General features: G+C 53.2%; 10 protein-coding genes and 1 pseudogene. 4 read left to right on the top strand and 7 right to left on the bottom strand.

The window, feature by feature from the left end:
• A pseudogene (locus tag AAG834_RS12765) lies at positions 1-204 on the top strand (hypothetical protein); the annotation flags it as partial.
• Positions 197-1,165, top strand: coding sequence for a YheT family hydrolase (locus tag AAG834_RS12760; protein WP_342032351.1), 969 nt, complete (start codon positions 197-199; stop codon positions 1,163-1,165). The pseudogene AAG834_RS12765 and the gene AAG834_RS12760, both read left to right, overlap by 8 nt.
• A 130-nt stretch (positions 1,166-1,295) precedes the next feature.
• Here the strand turns inward: AAG834_RS12760 and ppk2 are convergent, their stop codons facing one another.
• Positions 1,296-2,225, bottom strand: a complete 930-nt coding sequence (ppk2, locus tag AAG834_RS12755) for a polyphosphate kinase 2 (protein WP_003766403.1) — start codon at positions 2,223-2,225, stop codon at positions 1,296-1,298.
• Between the two features lie 166 nt (positions 2,226-2,391).
• On the opposite strand from ppk2, the gene AAG834_RS12750 reads away from it, so the two are divergent.
• On the top strand, positions 2,392-4,302 hold the full coding sequence (locus AAG834_RS12750) for a bifunctional chorismate-binding protein/class IV aminotransferase (RefSeq protein WP_342032350.1): 1,911 nt from the start codon (positions 2,392-2,394) through the stop codon (positions 4,300-4,302).
• 53 nt (positions 4,303-4,355) lie between these two features.
• Here the strand turns inward: AAG834_RS12750 and AAG834_RS12745 are convergent, their stop codons facing one another.
• From AAG834_RS12745 to AAG834_RS12735, 3 genes are all read right to left on the bottom strand, one after another.
• Positions 4,356-5,807 carry a DUF389 domain-containing protein gene (locus AAG834_RS12745; protein ID WP_342032349.1) on the bottom strand — a complete coding sequence of 484 codons (1,452 nt, stop codon included), beginning with the start codon at positions 5,805-5,807 and terminating at the stop codon, positions 4,356-4,358.
• Positions 5,808-6,152: 345 nt separating this feature from the next.
• Positions 6,153-7,928 carry an extracellular solute-binding protein gene (locus tag AAG834_RS12740; protein ID WP_342032348.1) on the bottom strand — a complete coding sequence of 592 codons (1,776 nt, stop codon included), beginning with the start codon at positions 7,926-7,928 and terminating at the stop codon, positions 6,153-6,155.
• A 95-nt stretch (positions 7,929-8,023) separates the two neighbouring features.
• Positions 8,024-9,256: a YihY family inner membrane protein gene (locus tag AAG834_RS12735; protein ID WP_342032347.1), complete on the bottom strand. Its 1,233-nt coding sequence runs from the start codon at positions 9,254-9,256 to the stop codon at positions 8,024-8,026.
• Between the two features lie 126 nt (positions 9,257-9,382).
• Here AAG834_RS12735 and wrbA point away from each other — a divergent pair, with 126 nt between their 5' ends.
• Entirely contained in the window at positions 9,383-9,985 is a 603-nt protein-coding gene (wrbA, locus tag AAG834_RS12730; RefSeq protein WP_342032346.1) for an NAD(P)H:quinone oxidoreductase, read from the top strand.
• Between the two features lie 237 nt (positions 9,986-10,222).
• Here the strand turns inward: wrbA and AAG834_RS12725 are convergent, their stop codons facing one another.
• From AAG834_RS12725 to AAG834_RS12715, 3 genes are all read right to left on the bottom strand, one after another.
• The gene (locus AAG834_RS12725; protein ID WP_342032345.1) at positions 10,223-10,816 is read right to left on the bottom strand and encodes a hypothetical protein; all 594 of its coding nucleotides are present in this window, start codon (positions 10,814-10,816) and stop codon (positions 10,223-10,225) included.
• Between the two features lie 99 nt (positions 10,817-10,915).
• Complete coding sequence (locus tag AAG834_RS12720) at positions 10,916-11,446, bottom strand: hypothetical protein (protein WP_342032344.1); 531 nt, start codon at positions 11,444-11,446, stop codon at positions 10,916-10,918.
• A gap of 90 nt (positions 11,447-11,536) precedes the next feature.
• Positions 11,537-12,070, bottom strand: coding sequence for a DUF4189 domain-containing protein (locus tag AAG834_RS12715; RefSeq protein ID WP_342032343.1), 534 nt, complete (start codon positions 12,068-12,070; stop codon positions 11,537-11,539).
• Between the last annotated feature and the right edge of the window lie 189 nt (positions 12,071-12,259).

The following is a 12,259-nucleotide window of genomic DNA, read 5'->3' as shown; positions in this document are numbered from 1 at the left end:
GCACCTTATTCACCTGAGCTCAATCCGATTGAGAAGGTGTGGGCGAATATTAAGCGGTATCTGCGAACCGTATTGTCTGATTACGCCCGATTTGACGATGCGTTACTGTCCTATTTTGATTTTAATTTACTATATTTCGTGTTCAGGGGCTGCTATCTTTCAGACGACCCTGCCGTCTCCCAAATATCTTCAGATTATGAATAACTTATCGCCCAATACGCCGTTTTGGCTGCGCAACGGCCACGCCGACACCATCTTTGCCAAATTCCTGCAACGTCCTTCCCCCGCTTACCGGCGCGAGTTGCTGCCCGACAGCACCGGCAAAGCACAGGTTGCCTACGATTTTGTCGACAGCCCCAATCCCGACGCGCCGCTGGTGGTTTTGTTTCACGGATTGGAAGGCAGCAGCCAGAGCCATTACGCGGTCGAATTGATGCGCGCGGTACAAGACAAAGGCTGGAACGGCGTGGTCGCGCATTTCCGCAGTTGCGGCGGCATCCCCAATACCGCGCCCGTGTTCTACCACTTGGGCGATACGCCCGAAATCGCCTTTATGCTCGACACGCTTGCCGCACGTTATCCCGTCATTTATGCGGCAGGCGTTTCACTCGGCGGCAATGCCTTGGCAAAATATTTGGGCGAACAAGGCGGCAATGCGCTGCCCCGCGCCGCCGCCGTCATTTCTGCGCCGGTTGATGCGACGCTGGCGGGTACGCGTTTCGACAAAGGCATGTCGCGCCTGTTATATACGCGTTATTTTTTGAACTCGTTGCTGCCCAAAGCCCGCGACGTTGCCGATTTGCAGAATGCCCATCCCGACCGCAATGTTGCCGCCCTGTTGAAACAATGCAAAACGCTGGGCGACTTCGACGATACGTTTACCGCCCCGCTGCACGGTTTTGCAGACCGTTTCGACTATTACCGCCGCGCCTCGTGCAAACCTTGGCTCAAAAAAGTCGCGAGTCCTTTGCTGCTGCTCAACGCCGTCAATGATCCCTTCCTGCCGCCCGAAGCCCTGCCGAATGTGAACGAAGTGTCTCCGTCCGTCACGCTTTTGCAGCCCGAACACGGCGGACATGTCGGCTTCGTCAGCCGCGACGGGGGTCGTCTGAACCTGCAATGGCTGCCGCAAACCGTATTGTCTTATTTCGCACAATTTGAATAGCGTTTCCGCACGGCGGCGGCTGTCGGCGTAGCGTTGGGATAAACGGTTGAGACAAACAAAAGGTCGTCTGAAAACCCGTATTTCAGGTTTTCAGACGACCTTTTTACTGCTTAAACAGCTAACCGCTCAATCAGTCATGACCGATATCGACGGTTTTCTCTTTGTAGCGCGTATCGGGGACAAGGACGATTTTTTCGTCCACTTTGCCGATGGCTTTCACGTCTTTGCCCGGGTAGTCCAACTGATGCAGGAAGTAGCGGATACAGTTGAGGCGGGCGCGTTTTTTGTCGTCGGAACGGATGATGACCCAAGGCGCGTCGCCGGTGTGGGTGTGGAAGAACATGGCGTTTTTGGCTTCGGTGTAGTCGTCCCAGCGGTCGAGCGACTGGATGTCCACAGGAGAGAGTTTCCAGTGTTTCAGGGGATCGTCGCGGCGGGAGATGAAGCGGCGCAGTTGTTCTTCGCGGGATACGGAGAACCAGAATTTGAAGAGGTGGATGCCGCTGGCAACGAGCATACGTTCCAATTCAGGGGTTTGACGCATGAAGAGCAGGTATTCGTTGGGTTCGCAGAAGCCCATCACGCGCTCTACGCCGGCGCGGTTGTACCATGAACGGTCGAAGAATACCATTTCGCCTGCGGTCGGCAGGTTTTGGATGTAACGTTGGAAATACCATTGACCGCGTTCGGTGGTGGTCGGTTTTTCCAGTGCGACAACGCGTGCGCCGCGCGGATTCAAATGTTCCATAAAGCGTTTGATGGTACCGCCCTTGCCTGCGGCGTCGCGGCCTTCAAACAGGCTGACGATGCGTTGGCCGGAATCTTTGACCCAGCTTTGCACTTTCAGCAATTCGATTTGCAGCTTTTGTTTTTCTTTTTCGTATGCGGCGCGGCGCATACGTTGCTTGTAGGGGTAATTGGCGGGAAGCGGCGCGCTGCCGGAATCTTCGTCCGTACCGCGTCCTTCGTGTTCCAAAACGGCTTTTTCGAAAACTTGCAACTGGTCTTGCTTTTCGCCCAATTCAACGTTTTCAAACGGTTCTAACTGATGATCTGCCATAGGGTCTCCTTATTGATTAAGTTTGAAATGATATGGTGTGGTATGGTTTGATTCTACTCCTTTGCCCCTCAGCGGACTACATAAAATTACACTGCGCCATTTTTTTCGGCGCGGTCTGCTAATTTGTGTAAAACCAGCGTATAATCAGGCTATTTGCACCACAGCCATGCCCTATTTCACCCTGTTTGACGATGCCGTGAGCGGCCGCGCAAAACTCTATCAAAATCATGTGGAAAGCCGCCTTTTCCATCATAACGAACTGGATTCGCTAAACGATACGCTGCAACAGGGCTGGCAAAAAGGGCTGCATGCTGTGTTGTTTGCAGACTACGAATTCGGTTTGCCGCTGATGGGGATTGAGTCCGAACGCGGCGGCAATCTTGCCCTGCACTGGTTTGCCGACTGCGCCGACATCGATGCCGAAAGCTGGCTTGCCCAACATTCAGACGACCTCCCCGCCGGCATTTCTACGCCGCAATCCTCCGTATCCGAAGCCGATTACCTCGACCGCATCCGCCAAATCCACGAAGCCATCCGGCGCGGCGACACCTATCAAATCAACTACACCACCCGCCTGCACCTGCAAGCCTACGGCAACCCCGTCAGCCTCTACCGCCGCCTGCGCCAGCCCGTCCCCTATGCCGTCTTGTCCCACCTGCCCGATGCGGCAGGAAAATCCGCGTGGACGCTGTGTTTCTCGCCCGAACTCTTCCTCAAAATCGGTGCGGACGGCACCATCAGCACCGAGCCGATGAAAGGCACCGCGCCGATTTTGGGCGACGGGCAAGACGAACGCCGCGCCGCCGAGTTGCAAAACGACCCGAAAAACCGCGCCGAAAACGTGATGATTGTCGATTTGCTGCGCAACGACCTCGGCAAAATCGCCCAAACCGGCAAAGTATGCGTGCCCGAGCCGTTTAAAGTATCGCGTTTCGGCAGCGTCTGGCAGATGACCAGCACCATCCAAGCCCAAGCCTTGCCGCACATTACCGCCGCCGCCATCCTCCGCGCCGCCTTCCCCTGCGGCAGCATCACCGGTGCGCCCAAACGTATGAGTATGCAGATTATCGAATCGCTCGAAGCCGAACCGCGCGGCCTGTACACCGGCAGCATCGGCTACCTGAATCCATGTGAAAGTGGACTGGGATTTGAAGGCATATTCAACGTCGTCATCCGCACCTTATCGCTCAAACCCGTTTCAGACGACCTTCCATTTTCAGACGACCTAGATAGTGGATTAACAAATCAGGATAAAGCGACGAAGCCGCAGACAGTAGAGATAGTCCGGCAAGGCGGGGCAACGCCGTACCGGTTTAAAGTTAATCCACTATATCAAGGGGTGTACGGCGTCGGTTCCGGCATCGTCATCGACAGCGACCCCGCCGCCGAATATCGGGAATGCGGCTGGAAAGCCCGTTTCCTCAACGAATTGCGCCCCGCCTTCGGCATCTTCGAAACCATGCGCGTGGAAAACAGGCAATGCCGCCTGCTTGACCTGCATTTAGGTCGTCTGAAAACCTCCGCCCAAGCCCTCAACCTGCCCCTGCCCGACGATGGCGAAACCCGAATCCGGCAATACATCGCCGACTTGCCCGACGGCCTCTTCCGCCTGAAAGCCGAACTCGTTTCAGACGGCCTCATTCTCAGCCATGCCGCCACCGCCGAGCTGTCCGCCCCGCAGCGCGTCATCCCCGCCCCGCAACCCCTCCCGCGCCGCGACTACCTGCGCCGCTTCAAAACCACCCGCCGCGCCCTGTACGACCAAGCATGGCAAACCGCCGAAACACAAGGCGCGTTCGACAGCCTGTTTTTCAATTCAGACGGCCTCCTGCTCGAAGGTGGCAGAAGCAACGTATTCATCAAATACCAAGGGCAATGGCTCACCCCGTCTCTGGATTTGGACATCCTCAACGGCGTCATGCGCCAAGCCGTATTGCAGCAGCCGCAAACCTACTTGGGCGCGGACGCAGTCATCGAAACCCACATCACCCGCGACATGCTCGAGCGCGCAGAAAAAATCCGCCTCTCCAACGCCTTGAGGGGCGTGTTTGAGGCGGATTTGGTCGTTAAAGAATAAAATTATTTCCTGAAAACGGATAAAGCCGACAGGCGGAGTATTCGTGAAACGGGTTATATGTCTGAAGCTTGAGTGTTCACAAACATGCGCACGGCCTTACCCTCATAACGCTGGTTCAACCACGCCTGTAAGCGTTCGCGATCTTTGGCAGGCAAAGGCTCCTTAAATTCGAGCGAGACAACGACAATATCGTCATGTTCGCCTGTTTCCGATTTAGTATTTTTGCTGCTTTCAGGCTGCTCGGAAACAGGCTCTGTTTGCGCTTTCTCCCAAACCAAGCCGCGTCCGACAACGATTTTTTCCGCTTCGGGATATTGGGCTTTTATTTCCTTGAGTACCGCAGCATCGTCAGCACCGGCGGTATCGGCAGTTTTGCCTGCCAGTACGGTATCGATATAGGCCTGCTGCTCTTTCAGTTCATTTTGCTGCTGAACCGGATTGTTTCGGCTTGCCAGCAATTCTTCGATTTTGGCACCATCCCCTCCCGCATAAACCACGTTCACCTCCGGCTCTTTTACCCCCGACGCATTAAGGCTTTTTTCCAACAGGGCGATGATTTTCTCGGCATTACCCGTTCCGTTGACAATCAGACCGACTTTATTTTCCTTGTAATTCAACACCTTACGAAGAACAAAAAAACTTTCCTGCTGCTGCGCGGCGGTGATCGCGGCATTGGCTTTTGTGTTGAACAGTTCCTGGCGCACCAGTCCTGATGCCATATAGCCGCTCGGAATCATCACAGCCAACACGACAACAGTAATCATGATACTTTGCAACCGGCGTTTGGATTCCGTTACCAACCCCCTGCGCGGCAGCTTGAGCAGTTTGGAAAACAACAAGGTCGAAAAAGCGATGAACACGCAGTTGATGGCAAAAAGATATGAAGCACCGAGAAAATAGTGCCAGTTGCCATGTGCCAGTCCGTAGCCCGCAGTACACAGGGGCGGCATCAATGCGGTCGCAATCGCCACACCCGGTATGGCATTGCCTCCTTCTTTTCGGGTCAGCGCCACAATGCCCGCACTACCGCCGAAGAAGGCAATCAACACATCCCAAAGGGTCGGCTGAGTACGCGCCAAAAGCTCGCTTTGCGCCTCTTTAAGCGGGGTTAATAGAAAATACAGTGTAGCAGTAACCAAACTGATGGCGACGAATACCATAATATTGCGCACGGCTTGGCGGATCAGCGCAGTATCGCCAACCGCCAAACCGTAACCCATACCGACGATCGGCCCCATCAACGGCGAAATCAACATCGCTCCGATCACTACCGCCGTGCTGTTCACATTCAGACCGATACTCGCCACAGCAATGGCAAACATCAATACCCACATATTCGTTCCGGACACCCGAGTATTGGCACGGATAGTGGCATCGATCTTATCGGGATGAGCTTGGTCATGCGCAAGATTGAACACATCTTGCAACTTGGTCATGGCACCCTTGTCTTCTTGTTCCTGCTTTTCTTGTATTTCCTGATTTTTACTTTCTTCCTGATCTTGCATGTGCGTATCCTAAAATTTTAATAGTTTATTTTAAATATCTAATTCATAGAGAATTTTTGAGTAATGAAATAATGCCTTGCCATTACGGCTAAATCTGACAGGCACAATTCTCGCAATATATTAGCATACGTACGCAAACTTCCCCCGCCGGACGGGGAAGGGACAAGTTGCCTTGCGGCAACGAGTAGCGTGGGCTTTGCCCACGAAAGCCACCGTCTGACAACCCCAATCATCCAACAACCAAATCAAACAACAGCCGAATTGGCGTTCATTTCGTGGGTAGAACCCACGCTACGCATTGCTGCCGTATCCGTTTTCAGACGACCTTTTATCTGCTCACTCCTCCTATTTCCACCACCCCGTACTCAGCGAAAAAAATACCGGGTCGTAATATTTCGGCAGTTGTTGCGGGATGCCGAGGTTGTTGCGGTAAACAACGCGGTAGCGGTCGGCGTACCAGGCGGGGACGATAATGTATTGGTGGCGGATGGTGCGGTCTAGTGCCCGGGAGGTGGTTTTCAGCTCTTCGCGGTTGGTAAAGCTGCCGAAATGTTTGAGCAGCTTTTCGACTTCGGGGCGGCACACGCCGGCGAGGTTTCGGCTGCCGGGGATTTTGGCGGCTTCGCAGCCGAAATAATCGTATTGTTCGTTGCCGGGGCTTTCGCTGTTGGAATAGGCGGTAATGGTCATGTCGAAGTCGAAATCGTTGAGACGCCTTTGGTATAAGGCGGGGTCGGTAACGCGGATGTTCATGGTGACGCCGATTTTAACGAGGTCGCGCTGCCATTTGGCAGTAATGCGTTCGTAGGTTTTGGAGGCGGTCAGGAACTCGAAGGTCAGGGGTTTGCCTCGGCTGTCGGTCAGTTTGCCGTTTTTGTAGCGGTAACCTGCTTTTTCAAAGAGGGCGCGGGCTTTGAGCAGGTTGGGGCGTATGCCTGTCTTCGGGTCGGTTTGGGGCGGCTCGGGGACGGGTTGGTTCAGGACGGCGGGGTCGAGGGTGTTGCCGAGGGACTGGAGCAGTTTCAGTTCCGCGCCTTGCGGTTTGCCTGTCGCCGCCATCTCGCTGTTGGTGAAGAAGCTGTTGCTGCGGCGGTATGCGCCGTAGAAAATACGCGCGTTGACGCTTTCAAAGTCGAAGCTCTCGACCATCGCCTGCCGCACGAGAATGTTATCGAACGGGGCGCGGCGCAGGTTCATGACGAAGCCCTGCATGCCGGCATCGCTTTTCTGTATCCATTCGTGTTTGCCCATGCCGCGTTTGGCGAGCATTTCGTCGGAATAGCCCCGCGCCCAGTTTCGGGCGACACTTTCGTAAACGAAGTCGTATTGTCCGGCTTTGAGGCCTTCGAGGCGGACGCTGTTGTCTTTGAAATATTTGAAGCGGACGGTGTCGAAATTATATCTGCCTTTGCGGGTCGGGAGGTTTTGCGCCCAGTAGTTTTTGTCGCGCGCGTATTCGCTCATACGCCCGATGTCTGCTTTGACAAAACGGTAGGGGCCGGAGCCGATGGGCATTTTGTTTGCGCCTTTTTCCAGCCCTTCAGGATAGCTTTTATGAGAAAAGACAGGCAGTTGACCTAATGCCATGTGTAATTCGGCATTGCGCTGTTTGAAGCGGAAAACGACTGTCCTGTCGTCGGGCGTTTCGACTTTGGCAACGTCGCTCCAGTATATGCGGTAGAAGGGATTGGCGGCTTTGTCTTGGGTAAGCAGGCGGAAGGAGGCGGCGACGTCTTTGGCAAGCACGGGATCGCCGTTGTGGAATTTGGCTTTCGGGTTAAGCCTGAATGTTGCCGACAATCCGTCTTCTGCAAGTGAAAAGTCTTCCGCCAGCAGTCCGTACATAGAGAAAGGTTCGTCCCAACTGTTGTCCGTGAGCATGTCCATGGTCAGCGTGAGGACGCCGGCTTCTTTGTCGCCTTTGAGGGTAAACGGGTTGAACGTATCGAAGCCGCCTTGTATCGGTAGGGAAAACACGCCGCCTTTGGGCGCGTCGGGATTGACGTATTCGTAGGCGCGAAAGTCGGCGGGATATTTCGGCTCCTGCCCCAAACCCAAACCATATGAGGCAAAAGCGGTGGCAGAGGAGAAGGAAAGTAGCAGCAGGACGAGCTTTTTCATAAGGTTCCAAACCGAGCGGGACGATGAAGCCCGATTATAGCAAAAGGTCGTCTGAAAACCGTTTTCAGACGACCTTTTATCCGTTTTAAACATACTTAAGAAGCCTGCTGCCGGTTTTTCGCCTGCGCGTCAAACTCCGCCAGTGTCATGTTCAAAGTCTGCAAACACGGCGTCATCACCGCATCGACGGCTTGGTTCACATGGTCCCTTCCCAAAGGCGACGGACGGTAAACAAAGAGCTTGAAGAGTTCGCTCAACTCAATCGAATCCGCCCCCGTTTTCAACACCCAGCCCTGACGGCCGTTGTAGATATAGCCGTGTCGCGCCAGCTTTTCCAAAAGCTCGCCCAATTCATCGTAGCCCATATTGATATGTCGTCTGAACTCCTGAACAGGCAAGGCTTTGCCCTCTTTTTGCGCCGCATCCAAAAGCAGCAGGATTTTCAACACATCATCAAACCGCCCGCGCGAATCGAATCCCCTGCGGAACGCATCGCCCTGCCAATAAGACAGCGACGAAGTCAGCACCGCACCGCCCAACACCAGCGTCCACAGCAAATTCAGCCACACCAAGAAAAACGGCACAGCAGCAAACGCCCCGTAAATCGAGCGATAGCCGTCGAAATTGCCCATATACCAAGCAAACAGGAAACGCGCCGTTTCCAAGCAAAACGCCGTGACCAAAGCCCCGATAAACGCATGACGCCCAGGCACGAAGCGGTTGGGCACAAAACGGTACAGCCCCCACAGCAAAAGCGTGGCAAAAAACAGCGTACCTAAGGTTTGAAGTAACCCCACCACCCATTGCGGCGCAAATGAAGCCAACGCAGAATCCTGCACCGACCCGACCATAAAAGAAATCCCCACGCCCAAAGACAGCGGCCCAAACGTCAGCAACGCCCAATACACCAAAAACTGCATCATCCAAGGCCGCTGCGAATTGACCCGCCAAATCCGGTTGAACGCATTATCAATCGTCCGAATCAGCATCAGCGACGTCACCACCAGCATCACACTACCGATCGCCGTCAACTTTCCCGCCTGATTGCGGAACGCATTGATATAATCAAACACCATGTCCGCACCCTGCGGCACAATAGTCTGATTGACGAACGCAACAAAAGAATCCGACCAACGGTCAAACACAGGAAAAATCGAAGCGACCGCCACCATCACCGTCAACACCGGCACCAAAGCCAGAAGCGTCGTAAACGTCATACTCGACGCCGCCTGCGGCACACGCTCCTCATCAAAACGCCGGACCACAAACCACGCAAACGCAAACGCCTTACTACCCAACAAACCTTGCCACCATTTCAAAAACGGCATAATCTTTCCCGAAAAAATAACGAATTAAAAATAAAAAACAGAAAACAACCACGTCGTCTGAAAACACAGCCTCAGCGAAATTCAAACACCCATTTCCCATCAACCCCATTGTAACGGAATACCCAAATGAACCCAAATCCCCTCAAAATCCTCGTCCTCTACTACTCCCAAAACGGCAGCACCCTCAACCTCGCCCGCCAAATCGCACGCGGCATCGAAAGCGTCGCAGGCTGCGAAGCCGTATTGCGCACCGTCCCAAAAGTCTCCACCGTCTGCGAAGCCGTCGAAAAAGACATTCCCGACAGCGGCGCACCCTACGCCACCGCCGAAGACCTCAAAACCTGCGCCGCCCTCGCCCTAGGCAGCCCCACCCGCTTCGGCAACATGGCAGCCGCCATGAAATACTTCATCGACGGCACCATCCCCCAATGGCTCGGCGCAGAACTCGCCGGCAAACCCGCCACCGTCTTCACCAGCACCTCCTCCCTGCACGGCGGACAAGAAACCACCCTCCTCACCATGATGCTCCCCCTCCTGCACCACGGCATGATCATCAGCGGCATCCCCTACACCGAATCCGCCCTCAGCAACACCCAAAGCGGCGGCACCCCCTACGGCGCGTCCCACGTTGCCGGATATGACGGCAAACCCGTCCTGACCGCCGAAGAAAACGACATCGCCTTTGCACAAGGCAAACGGCTGGCAGAACTCGCCGTCAAGTTGGCTTAAGGTGGGTAGCTTATAGTGGATTAACTTTAAATCAGGACAAGGCGACGAAGCCGCAGACAGTAGATAGTACGGCAAGACAACGCCGTCCTGGTTTAAAGTTAATCCACTATAGAAATCCAATCTGCCAAAAGGTCGTCTGAAAACCTTAATCGATTCCAAGATAAAAACCCGCTTCAAAAAGCGGGTTTCTTGGATCCGGTCAGGGCAGACCGTCTGTCCGTATTGTCCGAAACTTCGTTACTGTTTTTCTATTTTCCGGCGGGCAATTTCTGCTTTTTTACGGCTGGCTGCCAGTTGTTCGCGCATTTCTTTCAAGATTTGCTTGGAAGATTTCGGTTTTTCCCAGTTATCCGGTGCTGCATTTTGCCGTTGCGCCGATTGCTTTTGATGCTCTTGATAAAGCGCATTCGATTCTTCGGAGACTTTGCGGGCAATGTTCGGCAGCTCTTTTTCAACCAAAACCTCGGCGCGTTGTTGGGCAAGATGGCGTTCTTTGCGGCTTTGGGCGCAATATTGTTTACTGTCTTGCTCAGGGGAATAGCCATAATGAGGCAGCGGTTTCCCTTCTTTTTTCATCGCCATGCTGTAATTGACGCATTGCAAGGCTTGCGGATCGGCAGCCATGTACAAAGAGTATAAATGCCCGGCATAGTCTTTGATGTCCTCATTGTCCCCGCCGCATACATTCGCCGTAGCCTCAATCAGCGCCGCATCTTGCAGCATTTGCCGGCAATGTTCGACCTGATCCGTATTCAAACTGACGGCGGGCTCTTGCGCGGCGGCTGAAAAAGATAAAGTCAAAGCAAGTAAGCCTAAAGCAGATTGTTTCATAGTTTTTCCTTTTAAACCGGAATGATATTTTCAAATAAAGCATGAATGTCGGAACGCAGTACATTCATGCCCGAAGTTTTCAGACGACCCCGTCCATCCTTATCTGCCATCCTTCTGACGGATAAAGGCATCGGCTTTGGCGCGGCGTTCGGTTTCTTCGGCAACGGTTTTACGCAGCAATTCATCAACGGGAATACCTCGGCGCGGCGCTTCTTCTTCCGCATACTGTTTTATCTTACTGTCCATATACGCCTCTACCTGGCGGCGCAAACGGTCGCGTTCTTCGCGGCTTTCCGCGCAAAGGCGCTTCAACTCCTTATCTTCGAGATGGTAAAAGCTTTGTTTTTTAAATTCTTCCTCCAGTTTCGGATATTGTCGGCACTGATCGACTTTCGGATGGTTAAACAACAAAACCATAGACAAAAGGTCGAAATATTCGGCGGTCTCTTTATTGTCCCGATAACAAAGCGAACCGTTCGCCAAAGTATTGGTGTCTTTAAACAATTGTTGACACTCGGCGGCAAGCTTTTTATTTGTCGCAGCATCGGATGACGCACCGGTTTGGTTTTGCGCGGCGGCAGAAACGGACAAACCGGCGAGCAGCAAAGAAAATACAAAGGCTTTTTTCATATGGGTACTTTCAAAAAACAGATGGGAAAATGATGAATATTTTATATATAGGGGTCGTCTGAAAAAAGGTTTCAGACGACCTTTTGCCCGTCAATATTTCGGCATCGAGCAGCCTTCGGGCGTGGTGATTTTGCATTGTACCGCCCCCGCAGCCTGACATTTTTTTAATGCCGCCGGCTCTGCCTGTCCAATGTTGGCTCCGTTTCCGTAGAAAGTCTTCAACTTGTTACCCGATTTCCCTTGGGCAACAGCAAGACAGCCGTTTCTGAACCAAGCACCCACCACACACGGCGCATTGCGTCCGCCCTGTTCGCAGGATTTGATGGCTTCTCTTTCCGCTGCCTCACGCGAATCCATATTGATTGAACCAGCCGAAATACCCGTTTTAAGGTTGACCGCCCATGCGCCGTATTTGGACGGGACGTTGACGTTGACGACTTTAGAACCGTTTTGCACGGAACCGCGGTTGGAGGATTGAGGTGGAGCCATATTATATTGAACCAATTCCCCGTTATTCCCCTGAAAGCGGCAGATGCCGCTGACGGGGTCAAATTGTCCGGGGCAGCCGTTAGCATAGACATTAAAACTTGCCAGTCCCAAAAAGATAAAAAGCAGTTTTTTCATCAGTCTTATTCCTTTGTCTGGTCGTAATCTCTTTTCTTAAAGTAAGAACCTGATACCGAGGTCGGCGGATTCGCATTTGAAGTGCAACTTTCCATAACAGAAAAAGGTCAGTATGCGGTAGCATACGACCTTTCCTGCAAGAAAGATTGCCATGAGCTACACACAACTGACCCAAGACGAACGATACCA

Source organism: Neisseria sp. Marseille-Q2251, assembly GCF_940793045.1.
Lineage (GTDB): Bacteria > Pseudomonadota > Gammaproteobacteria > Burkholderiales > Neisseriaceae > Neisseria.
The sequence above is the reverse complement of the archived record's forward strand: the minus strand, read 5'-3'. Positions and strand labels throughout refer to the sequence as shown.

What these genes read in the sequence shown, in the direction of transcription:
- AAG834_RS12760 (WP_342032351.1), top strand. Translation starts at nt 197, where the DNA reads ATGAATAACTTATCGCCCAATACGCCGTTTTGGCTGCGCAACGGCCAC.
- ppk2 (WP_003766403.1), bottom strand. Translation starts at nt 2,225, where the DNA reads ATGGCAGATCATCAGTTAGAACCGTTTGAAAACGTTGAATTGGGCGAA.
- AAG834_RS12750 (WP_342032350.1), top strand. Translation starts at nt 2,392, where the DNA reads ATGCCCTATTTCACCCTGTTTGACGATGCCGTGAGCGGCCGCGCAAAA.
- AAG834_RS12745 (WP_342032349.1), bottom strand. Translation starts at nt 5,807, where the DNA reads ATGCAAGATCAGGAAGAAAGTAAAAATCAGGAAATACAAGAAAAGCAG.
- AAG834_RS12740 (WP_342032348.1), bottom strand. Translation starts at nt 7,928, where the DNA reads ATGAAAAAGCTCGTCCTGCTGCTACTTTCCTTCTCCTCTGCCACCGCT.
- AAG834_RS12735 (WP_342032347.1), bottom strand. Translation starts at nt 9,256, where the DNA reads ATGCCGTTTTTGAAATGGTGGCAAGGTTTGTTGGGTAGTAAGGCGTTT.
- wrbA (WP_342032346.1), top strand. Translation starts at nt 9,383, where the DNA reads ATGAACCCAAATCCCCTCAAAATCCTCGTCCTCTACTACTCCCAAAAC.
- AAG834_RS12725 (WP_342032345.1), bottom strand. Translation starts at nt 10,816, where the DNA reads ATGAAACAATCTGCTTTAGGCTTACTTGCTTTGACTTTATCTTTTTCA.
- AAG834_RS12720 (WP_342032344.1), bottom strand. Translation starts at nt 11,446, where the DNA reads ATGAAAAAAGCCTTTGTATTTTCTTTGCTGCTCGCCGGTTTGTCCGTT.
- AAG834_RS12715 (WP_342032343.1), bottom strand. Translation starts at nt 12,070, where the DNA reads ATGAAAAAACTGCTTTTTATCTTTTTGGGACTGGCAAGTTTTAATGTC.